This window comes from Micromonospora cynarisoli (assembly GCF_030518815.1).
In the GTDB taxonomy this organism is placed as follows: Bacteria; Actinomycetota; Actinomycetes; order Mycobacteriales; family Micromonosporaceae; genus Micromonospora; species Micromonospora wenchangensis.
This window is the reverse complement of record NZ_CP130426.1, coordinates 4,655,735-4,670,437: the sequence shown is the minus strand read 5'-3', so window position 1 is coordinate 4,670,437 and position 14,703 is coordinate 4,655,735. Positions and strand designations below refer to the sequence as shown.

The 14,703-nt window shown below is 71.7% G+C and carries 14 protein-coding genes and 1 tRNA gene; 10 read left to right on the top strand and 5 right to left on the bottom strand.

What is annotated here, in order from left to right; translation table 11 throughout:
- Positions 1-19: 19 nt before the first annotated feature.
- Complete coding sequence (locus Q2K16_RS20150; RefSeq protein WP_302739301.1) at positions 20-304, bottom strand: hypothetical protein; 285 nt, start codon at positions 302-304, stop codon at positions 20-22.
- 637 nt (positions 305-941) lie between these two features.
- On the opposite strand from Q2K16_RS20150, the gene Q2K16_RS20145 reads away from it, so the two are divergent.
- From Q2K16_RS20145 to Q2K16_RS20135, 3 genes are all read left to right on the top strand, one after another.
- On the top strand, positions 942-1,823 hold the full coding sequence (locus tag Q2K16_RS20145; protein WP_302739299.1) for a helix-turn-helix domain-containing protein: 882 nt from the start codon (positions 942-944) through the stop codon (positions 1,821-1,823).
- Positions 1,793-2,014: a DUF397 domain-containing protein gene (locus tag Q2K16_RS20140; RefSeq protein WP_088645735.1), complete on the top strand. Its 222-nt coding sequence runs from the start codon at positions 1,793-1,795 to the stop codon at positions 2,012-2,014. Before Q2K16_RS20145 ends, Q2K16_RS20140 begins: the two co-directional genes overlap by 31 nt.
- Before the next feature lie 153 nt (positions 2,015-2,167).
- Positions 2,168-2,554 (top strand): hypothetical protein, encoded by a 387-nt coding sequence (locus Q2K16_RS20135; RefSeq protein WP_302739297.1) that lies wholly within the window; start codon positions 2,168-2,170, stop codon positions 2,552-2,554.
- Here the strand turns inward: Q2K16_RS20135 and Q2K16_RS20130 are convergent.
- The 4 genes from Q2K16_RS20130 to Q2K16_RS20115 all read right to left on the bottom strand — a co-directional run bounded on the left by Q2K16_RS20130 (position 2,522) and on the right by Q2K16_RS20115 (position 5,375).
- The gene (locus Q2K16_RS20130; protein WP_302739296.1) at positions 2,522-3,142 is read right to left on the bottom strand and encodes a hypothetical protein; all 621 of its coding nucleotides are present in this window, start codon (positions 3,140-3,142) and stop codon (positions 2,522-2,524) included. The two genes, Q2K16_RS20135 and Q2K16_RS20130, sit on opposite strands and share 33 nt — an antisense overlap.
- Positions 3,143-3,300: 158 nt before the next feature.
- Positions 3,301-4,107, bottom strand: coding sequence for a WecB/TagA/CpsF family glycosyltransferase (locus tag Q2K16_RS20125; RefSeq protein WP_302739294.1), 807 nt, complete (start codon positions 4,105-4,107; stop codon positions 3,301-3,303).
- Complete coding sequence (locus tag Q2K16_RS20120; protein ID WP_211291600.1) at positions 4,104-5,225, bottom strand: NAD-dependent epimerase/dehydratase family protein; 1,122 nt, start codon at positions 5,223-5,225, stop codon at positions 4,104-4,106. Before Q2K16_RS20120 ends, Q2K16_RS20125 begins: the two co-directional genes overlap by 4 nt.
- A 64-nt stretch (positions 5,226-5,289) precedes the next feature.
- Positions 5,290-5,375: transfer RNA gene (locus tag Q2K16_RS20115), tRNA-Leu, on the bottom strand.
- Between the two features lie 228 nt (positions 5,376-5,603).
- Here Q2K16_RS20115 and Q2K16_RS20110 point away from each other — a divergent pair.
- From Q2K16_RS20110 to pknB, 7 genes are read left to right on the top strand one after another with little or no spacing between them, the layout of a single operon-like run.
- The gene (locus Q2K16_RS20110) at positions 5,604-6,398 is read left to right on the top strand and encodes an FHA domain-containing protein (RefSeq protein ID WP_088645731.1); all 795 of its coding nucleotides are present in this window, start codon (positions 5,604-5,606) and stop codon (positions 6,396-6,398) included.
- Between the two features lie 6 nt (positions 6,399-6,404).
- Complete coding sequence (locus Q2K16_RS20105) at positions 6,405-6,893, top strand: FHA domain-containing protein FhaB/FipA (protein ID WP_088645730.1); 489 nt, start codon at positions 6,405-6,407, stop codon at positions 6,891-6,893.
- A complete protein-coding gene (locus tag Q2K16_RS20100; RefSeq protein WP_302739290.1) occupies positions 6,890-8,314 on the top strand; it encodes a PP2C family protein-serine/threonine phosphatase in 1,425 nt (474 codons plus the stop codon). Before Q2K16_RS20105 ends, Q2K16_RS20100 begins: the two co-directional genes overlap by 4 nt.
- 29 nt (positions 8,315-8,343) lie before the next feature.
- Positions 8,344-9,834, top strand: a complete 1,491-nt coding sequence (locus tag Q2K16_RS20095; RefSeq protein ID WP_489671789.1) for an FtsW/RodA/SpoVE family cell cycle protein — start codon at positions 8,344-8,346, stop codon at positions 9,832-9,834.
- The gene (locus Q2K16_RS20090) at positions 9,831-11,336 is read left to right on the top strand and encodes a peptidoglycan D,D-transpeptidase FtsI family protein (RefSeq protein WP_302739288.1); all 1,506 of its coding nucleotides are present in this window, start codon (positions 9,831-9,833) and stop codon (positions 11,334-11,336) included. The genes Q2K16_RS20095 and Q2K16_RS20090 overlap by 4 nt, the downstream gene beginning before the upstream one ends.
- Position 11,337: 1 nt before the next feature.
- Positions 11,338-12,816: a serine/threonine-protein kinase gene (locus Q2K16_RS20085; RefSeq protein ID WP_302746550.1), complete on the top strand. Its 1,479-nt coding sequence runs from the start codon at positions 11,338-11,340 to the stop codon at positions 12,814-12,816.
- Complete coding sequence (gene pknB, locus Q2K16_RS20080) at positions 12,813-14,618, top strand: Stk1 family PASTA domain-containing Ser/Thr kinase (RefSeq protein ID WP_302739286.1); 1,806 nt, start codon at positions 12,813-12,815, stop codon at positions 14,616-14,618. Before Q2K16_RS20085 ends, pknB begins: the two co-directional genes overlap by 4 nt.
- The last annotated feature ends 85 nt before the right edge of the window (positions 14,619-14,703 follow it).

Below are 14,703 nucleotides of genomic sequence, written 5' to 3'. Positions count from 1 at the left end.
GGTCGGGTAATCGGGGGAGTCAGCCCACCGCGATCGGCGCGCGGTTGACCGGCCGGCGCGACCGCGCGGTGTGCTGACGCGGTACGGCCGCGGCCCGCAGCTGGGTCAGCCCGACCCGCTGGACGAAGATCGAGCGGCGGCTGACCGCGTCGCCCGCGGCGTTCAGCTGGTAGCCGTCGAGCCAGAGCCAGCCGTCGTACGTCGGCCAGTCGAGCACCCGGATCACCCGGAAGGTGATCGGGCGGAGGAACTGCACACTGGCGGCGCGGGTCACGTGCAGAACGTCACCGGAGCGGGGAAGCACATGGGCTCCTGGGAGGGTATGGCCGGGGTCGCGTGGCCGGCCGGTACGGAACGGGGACGGATGCGTTTCCGGCGACGGGGTTGTGCCCCGCGGGCCGGTGCTCGACGTGGTGGTGGCCGGGGGCGTACCCGCTGGTGGTGGATCGCGCCACCCGGCCATCACCCGGCTGCTCTCGGGTGTTACCGCTCCCGCCGCCGCAGCCTCCGGGCGTGCAGCGGCGGGGCCATCAACCCGGGGCAGGTCTCGTGGACTCCTGCGGCCCGGGGCACCCACCCGGCCGGGCGAGCCCGAGGTGTTGATCACACCAGGAAATCGACCGGAAACGGTGAGTGACTCGAACCATACGGACAGAGTGCATCAGTGTGATGCGGGATGCAAGTTGCACGTCGACTTTTGCCGATACGTGAGGGCGACACGTGAACCGGGCGCTTGATCACGCCGACTCCGGAGCGGCACACTGAACGCGGTCCGCCCGACGCGGCCGGCCGACGACCGGTACCACCCCTTGCCGCGAACGATCGCCCGCCGCCCGTCGGTCGCGCCCCCGGCGGGTGTGGACGCGGGCGCGATCGACCGGAGGTAACCGGGTGAGCGCGAGGCACCAGCTTCCCCCGTCATCGGCACCTGGGGCGATGCGATGAGCGAACGGCGGAGCCCCACCATCCGGCGTCGTCGGCTCGGGGCAGAGCTTCGCCGCCTGCGCGACGGTGCCGGCATCACCATCGAGGCCGTCGCCGAGCAGTTGGAGTGCTCCGCCTCGAAGGTTTCGCGGATCGAGACCGGACACACCTCCGCGACACCCCGCGACGTGCGGGACATGCTCCGCATCTACGGGGTGGTGGGCGCGGAGAGCGAGGAACTGGTGCAGATCGCCCGCGAGGCGCGGCAGAAGGGGTGGTGGCACCCCTACAGCACCGTGCTCGTCGGGGCGTACGTCGGCCTGGAGGCGGCGGCCGGCTCCATCCGCGCGTACGAACAGCAGGTCGTGCCCGGTCTGCTGGAGACCGAGGAGTACGCCAGCGCGATGATCAAGGCGGCCCGCCCGGACTTCACCGCCGACCAGGTGCAACAACGGGTGCGTGTCCGACTGGGCCGTCAGTCGTTGTTGACCCAGGACGATCCGGTCGATCTGTGGGTGGTGCTCGATGAAGCGGTGTTGAGTCGGCCGGTGGGCGGCGACGCGGTGATGCGTAACCAGCTCAGGCGGCTGGTGGAGGTGGCCGAACTGCCGAACGTGACGTTGCAGGTCCTGCCCTTCGAGGTGGGAGCGCACGCCGGTATGGACGGGACCTTCACCATTCTCAGCTTCCCCGAATCGGTTGATCCGGATGTCGTGTACGCGGAGAACGCCACGGGTGGGCTCTTCCTGGAGAAGAGCGACGAGCTACAGAAGTACAGCTTCATCTTCGATCACATTCGAGCAGCAGCCAGGCGACCCGAGGAGTCCGTAGCACACATCGCAGAACTGGCAGAGGAGCCGTTGTGGAAATGGCGACCAAGAGGTTCCCCGAGGACCTGACGCAGGCGACCTGGTTCAAGAGCTCAAGAAGCGGGCCGAACTGTGACAACTGCGTCGAGGTGGCTTACGTGATCGGGGCGGTCGGGGTACGGGACTCGAAGGACAAGACAGGTCCCGCCCTCGTATTCGCCCCCGGGGAATGGAACGCCTTCGTCGCCGACGCTCGGAACGGCGCGTTCGGCCAACACTGACCAACGCAGCGTGGCGTTGACCGCGGGCCGGTCGGGGACACTCCCCGGCCGGCCCGTCGCCACTCGCGCCCCGGGTCGTTGAACCCCTCGGTACGGCGCTGGTCGACGACCCGCCGCAGGTGGCGGCAACCGAGCGAGGCAGGCGAGACGCACATGACGACGATCGGTTCAGAGAACCTCACCAACGGCCCGGGCAGGACCGAACGCTTCGGCGGCAAATACCGCAGCGCACGGCGCGACACGATGCTTACCGAGGTGGGTGCCGGTGACAGCGACGGTTATGCCGTGTCCGAGCAGGGCGGGCCCCTGTCGCTGCCCTCGTCCGACCCGGGCCCGTTCGCCGAGCCGGCGTTCCAGCCGGCCGGCTGGAACGTGGAGCCCACCGAGTCGATGATCGAGCACCCGCTGCTGCGCGGCCTGCTGCTGGAACTGCCGCCCAAGGGGAGCATCCCGCCGCCCGGCTGGCTGGACCGGTGGTTCGAGGCGACCCGGGCGATCCTGGAACTGCTATACGTGCAGGGAGCCGGCCGCAGCCGATGAGGCGGGCAGCCCGGCCAGCGCGGGGCGGGTGTCCGGCAGGGTCCGCTCGGCGAGCCGGTTGTGCCGCAGCCCGTGGCGTACCCCGATGGCGAGGACGGCCAACCCGCCGACGGTGAGCGCCACCCCGGTCACCCCGTCGCCGGCGCTGAGGTCGAGCCCGCCGGCCTGCAACAGGCCCGGCAGGGTGGCCAGCGCGGTCACCTGCACGGGCAGCCCGATCAGCGGGTGCCCGGCGGCGGCCCGCAGGCCGTACGGCGCGGGGGTCTCCGGCGCGGCGGTGAACGCGCCCGCCCCGGCCCGCAGCCGACGGACCCGGCGCACCGTGCAGGCCGCCACCGCGAGCGCCGGCACGGCCACCAGTGGAAGCTGCCCGGCGGCCCGGTCGACCGGGGTGTCCCCGCCGCTGACCGTGCCGGCGCCCAGCACCGTCGCGGTCAGGGCGAGCCCGGCGACGGAGAGGGCGAGCAGCCATCCGGCACGCCGTCGCAGGGCGCGGGCCCGGTCCAGCCGGGGGAGTCCGTCCGCCACGACACCGGCGGCGAGCCAGACGGCGGCGATCGACAGCAGCACGGTGAGATGCCCATCCATGGACACAGCCTTGCCCACAACGGCGGGCGGCGAATCCGGGACGAGCCCCTGTTCCCACCCCGGAGCATCCCGTAGGGGTGGCCGTTTTCCGGCCGGTCGGCCCGGCGGCACGGGACCGGCCGGGTCGTCGTCCCGGCCGGTCGTCCGCAGTGGACGGATCAGACCGCGAAGGTCGCCGGCCGTTCGGTGGCCGGGGCCGGCGGCCGGGCCTTCCACAGGCCGGTCTTCTGGCCGGCGAGGCGGGTCAGGTAGGCCGGGTTGAGGATGACGTACCGCCGCCAGAGCCGCTTCGGCTCCAGCCCGAGCCGCCAGAACCACTCCAGGCCGGCCCGCTGCATCCACGGCGGCGGCTGCCTGAGCAGGCCGGCGTGGTAGTCGAAGGCCGCGCCGACGGCCATCAGCGGCATGTCCAGCAGGGGCCGCATCGCGTACGTGAAGACCTCCTGGCGGGGGCAGCCCAGGCCGACCAGGACGAGCCGGGCCCCGCTGGCCCGGATCCGGTCGGCGATCTCGACGTCCTCGCCCGGCTGCACGGCACGGAACTTCGACGGCTCCACCCCGGCGACCTTCAGGGCCGGGAACATCCGCTCCAGCTCCGGGATGAGCTTCGCCAGCGTCTCCTCGGTCGAGCCGTACAGGTAGACCGGAAGGCCCTCGTCGGCGAAACGGCGCAGCACGTGCAGGGTCAGAGTCGGGCCGTAGACCCGGTCGGCCAGGCCGGCGTGGTGCAGCAGGTTGAGCGCCCAACGCACCGGCTGGCCGTCCGGGGTGACCACGTCGAAGGAGTTGAGCCGGGCGTTGTGCGCCGGGTCGAGCACCCCGGTCATCACCCCGTGCACGGCCAGCGCGGTCAGCGCCAGCGGCCGGCGGTCCCGGGCCGCCGCGACCACCTGCTCGGTCGCCGAGGCGTAGTCGGTGGCGTCGACCAGGACGCCGAGGACGTTCCGCTTGCCCTGCCCGGTCATGCTCCCGGCACCCACTTGTCGACGTTGGCCTGGTAGATCTCCCGCATGATCATGGGTACGTCGTAGACCTGCTTCCAGCCCGGGTAGTCGGCCTGGAACGCCTCGTTCGAGCCGATCCACCACTTGTGGTCGCCGATCCGGTTCGCGTCGACGTACTCGGTGATCATCTCCTGGCCGGTGATCTCCTCGGCCAGGGCGAACGCCTCCCGGTTGGAGGTGTTGGAGTGCCGGCCGCCGCCCAGGTTGTAGACAGCCGCCGAGCGTGGCTCCCGGAAGAACGCCTCGAACGCCGACACCACGTCCGAGCTGTGGATCGCGTCCCGCACCTGCTTGCCCTGGTAGCCGAAGATCTTGTAGGTACGGCGTTCCATGTTGGCCCGCATCACGTATCCGAGGAAGCCGTGCAGCTCGGTCGCCGAGTGGGCCGGGCCGGTCAGCGTGCCGCCCCGGAAACAGGCCGTCCGCATGTCGAAGTAGCGGCCGTACTCCTGCACCATCACGTCGGCGGCGACCTTGGAGGCCCCGAAGACCGAGTGCAGGCAGGCGTCGATCGACATGTCCTCCCGGATGCCCTGCTCGTACGGGTGCCCCGGCTCGATCTCCCACCGGGTCTCCTGCTCCACCAGCGGCAGGCTGTTGGGCCGGTCGCCGTAGACCTTGTTGGTGGAGCAGTGGATCAGCGGTGCCCCGATGCAGTGCTCCCGCACGTTCTGCAGGATGTTGAGGGTGCCGACGGCGTTGACGTCGAAGTCGGTGAACGGGTCCCGCACGGCCCAGTCGTGCGACGGCTGGGCCGCGGTGTGGATCACCACGGCGATGTCCCGGCCGTACCGGGCGAAGAGCTTGCCGAGGGTGTCCCGGTCGCGGATGTCGATGCTGTGGTGCGCGTACGCCGACCCCAGCTCGTCGGTCAGCCGCCGGACGTTCCACGCGGTCGAGGCCTCGGCGCCGAAGAACTCCTGCCGCATGTCGTTGTCGATGCCGACCACGTCCAGGCCGAGCCCGGCGAAGTGCCGGACCGCCTCGGAACCGATCAGACCGCCCGACCCGGTCACCAACGCGACACTCACACGACACTCCTGGTCAAGGTAGGAGGCTGGAAAAAACCATCGGAGCATAGCCTGACGTCCGGTACGCCCCGATACGAAGTGAGGGCCCCGCGACTGCGGAGCCCTCGTCTGGTGGTGGGGATGGGGGGAGTTGAACCCCCACGTCCTTTCGGACACACGGACCTGAACCGTGCGCGTCTGCCATTCCGCCACATCCCCGTGGCACGACCCTCGAACGCGGTAGAACGCGTCGACCCCGCCGTCTCCGGCGAGCCCGGAACATCCTACCCGGTCCTGCGGTCTCGCCTCGACCGGTTACCGTTCCTACGAGCGGTCACCCTTCGTGGCGGACGAAAGAGTAGCACGGTCCGGACGGCCGCTCCGAACGGGCCGCCGCGCGGTGGCCGAGCGGCGCGCGAGCTGCATGCGCGCCGTCCAGATACCATCATGTCCTCGGGACCCGAGGAGGAGCCGGTGAGCGTGCTGCAACGCTTCGAGAAGCGTCTGGAAGGCCTGGTAGAAGGGGCCTTCGCCAAGGTCTTCAAAGGGGTGGTCCACCCCGTGGAGATCCTCAACGCCATGCAGCGGGAGGCCGAGGCGCACAAGGCCATCCTCGCTGGTGGCCGCACCCTGGTGCCGAACCGCTACGTGATCGATCTCTCCCCGTACGACCACAGCCGGTTGGCGCCGTACGCCGCCGCCCTGGCCCAGGAGCTCGCCCAGTCGCAGGCGGAGTTCATCGGCGAGCAGGCGTGGACGGTCTACGGCGACGTGATCGTCGAGGTCGAGCGCGGTGAGGGGCTGGACACCGGCATGTTCCGGGTCACCGCCGAGGTCTACACCGGCGGCGAGGTCGCTCCGGTCTCCTCCCCGGGCGGCTACGACCCCGGCCCGCCGGCCTACCCGTCGTACGACCAGGGGGGCGGCTACGGCCCGCCGCCCGGCCACGGCGGCGGCGCACGCAACGTCCGGCTGGTCTCCGGCGACGGCCGCACGTACCCGTTGCAGATGGGCTCGACCGTGATCGGCCGGGGCGACCAGGCCAACCTGCGCCTGCCCGACGTCGGGATCTCCCGGCGGCACGCCCGGCTGGACTTCGACGGCGGCCAGGTGGTGCTGACCGACCTCGGGTCGACCAACGGCACCATGGTCAACGGCCAGCGGGTCTCGGCCGTCGCCCTCAACCCGGGCGACATGATCCAGCTCGGCACCACGACGCTGACCTTCCGCGTGGACGGCTGACCCGCCTTGCCGGAACTCGTCATCACCGTCGCCCGGTTCGGGTTCCTCATCCTGCTGTGGATCTTCGTGTTCACGGTGGTCGGTGTCATCCGTCGGGATCTCTTCGCGGGCGCGCGGTCCGGGCGGCTGGTGGCCGCGCCGCGCGCGGTCGGGGCCTCCACCCAGCAGCAGGCGGCGAAGCCGGCGAAGGTGAAGCGGGGTCGGGCGGCCCACCAACTGGTGGTCACCGCCGGCCAGCTCGCCGGCACCCGGATCACCCTCGGCGAAGCGCAGATCACCATCGGCCGGGCCGAGGACTCCACCCTCGTCATCACCGATGACTACGCCTCCGCCCGGCACGCCCGGTTGGTGCCCCGGGACGGGCAGTGGTTCGTCGAGGATCTCGGTTCGACTAACGGCACGTACCTCGATCGCGCTAAGGTCACCGGACCAACCCCCGTCCCCCTCGGCGTGCCGATCCGTATCGGCCGCACCTCTCTCGAATTACGGCCATGACTCTGACCCTGCGCTATGCGGCCCACAGCGACCGCGGTCTGATCCGAGACGGAAACCAGGACTCCGTCTACGCCGGGCCGCGGCTCCTCGCCGTCGCCGACGGCATGGGCGGCATGGCCGCCGGTGACGTCGCCAGCAACATCGTCATCGGTGCCATGGCACCGCTCGACGAGGACGTCCCGGGGGACGCGCTCGTCGACGCGCTGCGATCGGCCGTGGGCACCGCCAACCAGCAGCTCCGCGACACGGTGGACGCCAACCCGCAGCTGGAGGGGATGGGCACCACGCTCACCGCGACCCTCTTCTCCGGCAGCAAGCTCGGCATGGTCCACATCGGCGACTCGCGGGCCTACCTCCTGCGCAACGGTGAGTTCTCCCAGATCACCAAGGACGACACCTACGTCCAGATGCTCGTCGACGAGGGGCGGATCAGCGCGGAGGAGGCGAGCAGCCACCCCCAGCGCTCGCTGCTCACCCGCGCCCTCGACGGCCGGGACATCGACCCGGAATACAGCGTCCGGCAGGTGCTGCCCGGGGACCGCTACCTGATCTGCAGCGACGGCCTCTCCGGCGTGGTCAGCGCGGAGACCATCGGTGACAGCCTCCGCGAGTACACCGACCCGCAGCAGTGCGTCGAGCGGCTGGTGCAGCTCGCCCTGCGCGGCGGTGGCCCGGACAACATCACCGTGATCATCGCGGACGCCACCGACCAGGACATCGTCGAGGCGAGCCCGATCGTCGGCGGGGCCGCGGCCCGGGACCGGGGCATGGCCACCGCCGCCGACGACTCGACCCCGGCCGCCCGCGCCTCGGCGCTGTCCGCGCCGCGCCCGCCCGCACCGGAGGAACCGGCGACCAACCGGGACGACGACCCGGAACGCCCGCGCCGGCCGCTGCGTACCGCGGCGATGCTGGTGGCCCTGCTGGTCATCCTCGGTGGCGGCCTCTTCGCCGGGTGGAGCTACACCCAGCGGCAGTACTACGTCGGGGCGACCGACAGCGGGCAGCTCGCGGTCTTCCGCGGGGTCCCCGGCCAGGTGGCCGGACTCGACCTGTCCAGCGTCCACTCGACCAGCCAGGCCAAGCTCGACGACCTCACCCTGGCCGCTCAGGAGCAGGTCAAGCAGGGCATCCAGGCCAAGAGCCGACCGGACGCACTGCGCCGGCTGGCCGAGTTGACCAGTGACGACCCGACCAACCCGAATCTGAAGCCGGTCTGCCCGCCGGTGCCGCCGCTGATCACCGGCTCACCCGTGCCGGCGAACTCGTCGACGCCGGCCGTCCCGGGCTCACCCAGCCCCGACGTGACCAGGGTCCCGGGTGCCAACGGCACTCCCACGCCGACCACCACACCCGACGCCTCGGCCTCCGACGCGGTTCCGCCGGCCGGAGACCCGGCGGGCTGCCGGTCGCCCGAGTGACCGTCGGCTGAGATCCGAGGGACACCTCCTTGACCGCAGCGGCCCACCCGGTAGTCTCGCCCGTCACGACGGGCGAGCGGCCCGGCGTACGTCTGGCGCGGTCCCGGCGCAACGCCGAACTGTCCCTGCTGGTGCTGGCGATGGTGCTGGTGGCCGCGTACGGGGCGATCGTCGAGGCGAACCTGCTCGACACCGTCACCCGCGACTTCTGGATGCCGGCCGCCGCGCTCGGGCTGGTCTTCTTCGGCATGCACCTGGTGATCCGGTGGCTGGCGCCGTTCGCCGATCCGGCCCTGCTGCCGGCGGTCGCCCTGCTCAACGGCATCGGGGTGGGCTTCCTGCGCCGGCTCGACCTCGGCAAGGCCGCCCCGGCCGACCGGGAGACGCTTGCCATCTTCGCCGGCACCGGCGGGCGGCAGCTCGCCTGGACGCTGGCCGCGGTGGTCCTCGCCGCCGGCCTGCTGGTGCTGATGCGCGACCACCGGGCGGTCTCCCGGTACGCGTACACGCTGGGGCTGGCCGGCATCGTGCTGGTGATGATCCCGGCGGTGCTGCCCGGCCGATTCTCCGAGATCAACGGCGCGAAGCTGTGGATCAGGGTGGGCGGGTTCAGCATCCAGCCCGGTGAGTTCGCCAAGCTGGCGCTGCTGGTCTTCTTCGCCTACTACCTGGTCCGCAAGCGTGAGGTGCTGTCGCTGGCCAGCCGCCGCATCCTCGGCATCGACTTCCCGCGCGGCCGGGATCTCGGCCCGGTGCTCGGGGTGTGGATGATCAGTCTGCTGGTCCTGGTCTTCGAGAAGGACCTCGGCACCTCGCTGCTCTACTTCGGCATGTTCGTGGTGACCCTCTACATCGCCACCGAACGGGTCAGTTGGCTGCTGATCGGTCTGGTTCTCTTCTTCGGCGGCGCCTACCTCGCGTACGTGCTCGGGGGCACGGTGGGTGGGCCGTTCGCCAACTTCTACACCCGCGCCGAGATCTGGCTCGACCCGTTCGCCGAGCCGTACGACCGGGGCTACCAGCTGGTGCAGGGCCTGCTCGGCCTGGGCAGCGGTGGCCTGTTCGGCTCCGGCCCGGGTGCCGGGGAGCCGCTGGAGATCCCCGAGGTGCAGAACGACTTCATCTTCGCCGGCATCGGCGAGGAGATCGGCCTGTTCGGGCTGACCGCGCTGCTGGTGGTCTACCTGCTCATCGTCGAGCGCGGGCTGCGGGCCGGGCTGGCGGTGCGGGACTCGTTCGGCAAGCTGGTCGCCGGTGGTCTCGCCTTCACCCTGGGCCTACAGGTCTTCGTGATCGTCGGCGGGATCAGCAAGCTCATCCCGCTGACCGGTCAGACCACCCCGTTCCTGTCCGCCGGTGGTTCGTCGTTGATGGCGAACTGGCTGCTCATCGCGGTGCTGCTGCGGATCTCCGACGCCGCCCGGCGGCCGGTGGCCCAGGGCGGCGGCCCGGCCGGCCGACCCGGTGGCGGGCCGCCGGAACAGCTGCACGGTGCTCCCACGGAGGTGATCCGCCCGTGAACGCGCCCCTGCGCCGCGTCGGCGTCGTCGTCATGGTCCTGTTCGGGCTGCTCTTCGCCAACCTCAACTGGATCCAGGCCTACAAGGCGGACGAGTACCGCAACAGCGACTACAACGGCCGGGTCCAGGTGGCCGAGTACGAGCGTCGGCGGGGCAACATCGAGGCCGGCGGCACCGCCGTGGCCACCAGCAAGGAGACCGGCGGCAAGCTGAGGTTCCAGCGCAGCTACCCGGCGGGGACGAAGTACGCGCACGTGCTGGGCTACAAGCCTGTCAACCTGGCCGACACCGGCATCGAACGGCTGGAGAACGACTTCCTCGCCGGCACCAGCGACGCCCTGCTCGGCAACCGGATCAAGGACATGTTCACCGGCGACGAGAGTGGCGGCGGCAACGTACTGCTGAGCATCTCCAAGCGCGCCCAGGACACCGCCTACGAGCAGTTGCGTAACAACCGCAACGGGGTGAAGAAGGGCGCGGCGATCGCCATCGATCCGCGTACCGGTGCGGTGCAGGCGCTGGTCTCGATGCCCAGCTTCGACCCGAACCCGCTTGTCGACCACGACACCAACGTGGCCTCGGCCGCCTACAACAAGTACGAGCAGGACCCGGACGGCCCGCTGAAGAACCGGGCGCTGTCGGAGGTCCTGCCGCCCGGCTCCACCTTCAAGATCGTGATCGCCGCCGCCGCGCTGGAGAACGGGGTCGGCAAGGACACCGAGATCCCGGCCGGGCCGAGCTGGACCCCGCCGACCTCGGGCACGCCGATCCGCAACGCCGCCCCGTCGATCTGCCCGGAGGCGCAGGTCACCCTGATCGACGCGGTCACCGAGTCGTGCAACACCGGCTTCGCCCAGCTCGGCGTCCGACTCGGCGCGGACACGGTGAAGGAGAAGGCCCGGCAGTTCGGCTTCGAGCAGGACGACCTCACCGTCGGTCAGCTCGGCGAGGGGGGCCTGCCGGTGGCGGCCAGCCGGACCGGCGACATGCAGAACCCCGACGGCGGCACCGACCCGGCCGCGCTGGCCCAGTCCTCCATCGGCCAGAACAACGTCCGGATGACCCCACTCCAGGGCGCGCTGATCGCCGGCTCGGTCGCCAACAAGGGCCGGCAGATGCGCCCCTACCTGGTCAAGCAGCTCCTCGGGCCGGACCGCACCACCAGCTACTACAACGCCCAGCCCCGGGAGCTGCGTCAGCCGGTCAGCGGCCAGGTCGCCGACGACCTGCGGGACATGATGGTCAGCGTGGTGAAGAACGGCACCGGCAGCTCCGCCGCCATCGACGGCTACACCGTCGGCGGCAAGACCGGCACCGCCCAGTCCGCGCCGGACCGCCCCGACCACGGCTGGTTCATCGGCTTCGCCCTGGACAAGAACGGCAACGCCGTCTCCGCGGTCTGCGTGGAGCTGGAACAGGCCGGCAGCGGCGGCAGCGCCGAGGCGGCCCGGATCGGTGGCAGGATCATGCAGGCGGCCATCGCCGATGCGGGGGGCCGCTGACATGCTCAGCCCCGGGGTGCAGCTCGGCAACCGCTACCGTCTCGACGAGCGGATCGCCAGCGGCGGCATGGGCGACGTGTGGCGCGGCACCGACCAGGTGCTGGGCCGTACGGTGGCGGTGAAGAGCCTGCTCCCGGCGCTGCTCGACGAGCCCGGCTTCGCCGAACGCTTCCGGGGCGAGGCGCGCACCATGGCCACCATCAACCATCCCGGCGTGGTCGACGTCTACGACTTCGGCAGCGACCAGCAGATCGCCTTCCTGGTGATGGAGTACGTCGAGGGCGACGCCCTGTCGGCGACGCTCAGCCGGGTCGGCCGGCTCACCCCGGCCCGGACGATGGCCCTGCTCGCCCAGGCCGCCGACGCCCTGCACGCGGCCCACGAAAAGGGCATCGTGCACCGCGACGTCAAGCCGGGCAACCTGCTCGTCCGGCCGAACGGCACGCTGGTGCTCACCGACTTCGGCATCGCCCGGTCCGAGCTGGTCGGCCAGCTCACCGCCGCCGGGTCGGTGCTCGGCACCGCCTCGTACATCTCCCCCGAGCAGGCCACCGGCGCGGTCGCCACACCCGCCTCCGACGTCTACGCGCTCGGCGTGGTGGCCTACCAGTGCCTCGCCGGCCGGCGGCCCTTCGAGGGCGACAACCCGCTCGAAATCGCGATGAGGCACGTGCGGGACACTCCCCGACCGCTGCCCGGGGACATTCCGCCCCAGGTCAAGGCGATCGTGGAGCGGGCGATGGCCAAGGAGCCCGGCCACCGCTGGCCCAGTGCCGCCGCCCTGGCCTCCGTCGCCCGGCAGGCCAAGCAGGCCCTCTCCCAGCAGGCCCGCGCCGGTGGCGGACATCCCGGCCCGGTCTCCGGTGGCCCGGTCTCCGGGGCACCGGCGTCCCCGGCCGGCCCGATGGCCCGCGCGCAGGTGCCCGCCGTACCCCGGCAGCAGCCCGGCGTGCCGGCCCACCCGCACCGACCGGCGGCGAGCGGGCAGGCGCGGCCCCCGATGGGTGGACAGGCCCGCCCGCCGGTGGGTGGGCAGCAGGCCCGGCCGCCGGTCGCGGCCCGGCACCCGCAGCCGCCGGTGACCCCGCAGCGTCCGCCGGTCCAGGCCACCCCGATGACCCGGCCCTACCCGCAGCAGCCCCGGGGTGCGGCCCCCGTGCCGCCCGCCCAGCTGCGTGCCGACCGGCCCGTGTACGCCCGGCAGCCCCTCCCGCCCCCCGCCCCACCTGCCCGTTCGCGGTCCGGCATGGTGACCCTGGCGATCCTGCTGGCACTGCTGGTGCTGGTCTGCTCGGGTGTGCTCGCGTACGCGAGCCGGCAGGGCAACCTGGCCACCGATCCCGGTGCGTCGGGTACGACGTCCGGCGCGCTGAGTGCCCTCGGACGCGACGATCCGGCCGGGACGTCGTACCGTCGGGTGGTACGGCTCGGACCGGGTGCCGGCGAGACGACGACGAGCGAAGGACGACGAACGCGATGACAGCCCAGGCCCGCCTGCTCGGTGGCAGGTACCAGGTCGGCGAGCTGCTCGGTTACGGCGGCATGGCCGAGGTGCACCGCGGTCGGGACCTCCGGCTCGGTCGGGACGTCGCGATCAAGATGCTCCGGACGGACCTGGCCCGGGACGCCACCTTCCAGATGCGGTTCCGCCGGGAGGCGCAGAACGCCGCCTCGCTGAACCACCCGGCGATCGTCGCCGTCTACGACACCGGTGAGGAGACCGCCCCGACCGGGGAGACCCTCCCGTTCATCGTGATGGAGTTCGTGAACGGGCGGACCCTCAAGGAGGTCCTCGGCGTCGAGGGGCGGCTCCAGCCGCGCCGGGCGCTGGAGATCTGCGCCGACATGTGCGCGGCCCTGGAGTTCAGCCACCGGCACGGGATCATCCACCGGGACATCAAGCCCGGCAACGTGATGCTGACCCAGACCGGCCAGGTCAAGGTGATGGACTTCGGCATCGCCCGCGCGCTGGCCAGCGGCGCCACCACGATGACGCAGACCAGCGCGGTGATCGGCACGGCCCAGTACCTCTCCCCCGAGCAGGCGCGCGGCGAGGCCGTCGACGCCCGCTCCGACGTGTACGCCGCCGGCTGCGTGCTGTTCGAGCTGGTCTGCGGCCATCCGCCGTTCGTCGGCGACAGCCCGGTCAGCGTGGCGTACCAGCACGTGCGGGAGGCCCCGCCGACGCCGAGCGACATCAACCCGGACGTCACCCCGGCGATCGACGCGATCGTGCTCAAGGCGCTGTCGAAGAACCCGCTCAACCGCTACCAGAGCGCCGGTGAGATGCGGGCCGACCTGCTCCGCGCCGCCGCCGGTCGACCGGTGATGGCCACCCCCGTCCTGAGCCAGGACGAGACGACCCCGATGGCCGCGGCGGCGAGCGGCTACCCGACCCAGGTGGTCGGCCAGCAGACCCGGCAGATCCCGGCCCGGGTCGGCGACCCGCAGCGGCGCAAGAGTTCGGCCTGGGTGATCGCGGCGTTCGCGGCGGTCGGCGTCCTGGCGGTGATCGCCCTGGTCGCCGCGCTGCTGATGAACGGTCAGGAGCCGAAGAAGAGCCCGGTGCCCAACCTGGCGGGCAAGACGCAGGACGTCGCGTTCGCCGAGATCCGCAACTCCGGCCTGGTGCCGGCGACCGGCGACCAGGTCTTCGACAGCACCTGCAAGGTGGGCACGGTGGTCAGGCAGGACCCGCCGGCCGGCACCTCGCTGGAGGAGAACGGCCAGGTGACGGTGAGCCTCTGCGGCGGCAAGCCCGAGGTCAGCATCCCCAACGGCCTCAAGGGCAGCAAGGTCGAGAGCGCCCAGACCCGGCTCAAGGACGAGAAGTTCACCGTCAAGGTGGTGACGAAGGACAGCGAGGAGAGCGAGGACATCGTCCTCGACGTGTCCCCGCCCGAGGGCGAGAAGGTGCCGGAGGGCACCGAGGTGACCCTCACCGTCTCCCGGGGCAACGTCCGGGAGGTGCCTGACGTCAAGGACCTCAGCCAGGCGGAGGCCACCCGGACCCTGCAGAACGCCGGGTTCAAGGTCAACCCGGAACTCGGCTCGGAGGTGCCGGCGGACGAGGCCGGCAAGGTGCAGAGCCAGAATCCGAAGGCCGGCACCAAGAAGGCCAGGGGGAGCACCGTCACCATCGTGGTGAGCGTGCCGGAGGTGACCGAGTCACCGACGCCGCCGACGCCGACCACGCCGGTGCCGACCACCACGCCGCCCGGCGACGGCACGGGGGGCGGGTTCCCGCTGCCCACCCCGCCGTTCCGCAGCGAGGACGACTGACCCGCACCCCCGACGTGCCGGGCCCGGTCCGTGCGGACCGGGCCCGCGCCGGTCGGGGACCGGGGCGGGCGCGGATCGGCACACC

Excerpts from the sequence above, each read along its gene's own strand:
- Q2K16_RS20145 (WP_302739299.1), top strand. The coding sequence starts at position 942 with ATGAGCGAACGGCGGAGCCCCACCATCCGGCGTCGTCGGCTCGGGGCA.
- Q2K16_RS20140 (WP_088645735.1), top strand. The coding sequence starts at position 1,793 with ATGGCGACCAAGAGGTTCCCCGAGGACCTGACGCAGGCGACCTGGTTC.
- Q2K16_RS20135 (WP_302739297.1), top strand. The coding sequence starts at position 2,168 with ATGACGACGATCGGTTCAGAGAACCTCACCAACGGCCCGGGCAGGACC.
- Q2K16_RS20130 (WP_302739296.1), bottom strand. The coding sequence starts at position 3,142 with ATGGATGGGCATCTCACCGTGCTGCTGTCGATCGCCGCCGTCTGGCTC.
- Q2K16_RS20125 (WP_302739294.1), bottom strand. The coding sequence starts at position 4,107 with ATGACCGGGCAGGGCAAGCGGAACGTCCTCGGCGTCCTGGTCGACGCC.
- Q2K16_RS20120 (WP_211291600.1), bottom strand. The coding sequence starts at position 5,225 with ATGCTCCGATGGTTTTTTCCAGCCTCCTACCTTGACCAGGAGTGTCGT.
- Q2K16_RS20110 (WP_088645731.1), top strand. The coding sequence starts at position 5,604 with ATGTCCTCGGGACCCGAGGAGGAGCCGGTGAGCGTGCTGCAACGCTTC.
- Q2K16_RS20100 (WP_302739290.1), top strand. The coding sequence starts at position 6,890 with ATGACTCTGACCCTGCGCTATGCGGCCCACAGCGACCGCGGTCTGATC.
- Q2K16_RS20085 (WP_302746550.1), top strand. The coding sequence starts at position 11,338 with ATGCTCAGCCCCGGGGTGCAGCTCGGCAACCGCTACCGTCTCGACGAG.
- pknB (WP_302739286.1), top strand. The coding sequence starts at position 12,813 with ATGACAGCCCAGGCCCGCCTGCTCGGTGGCAGGTACCAGGTCGGCGAG.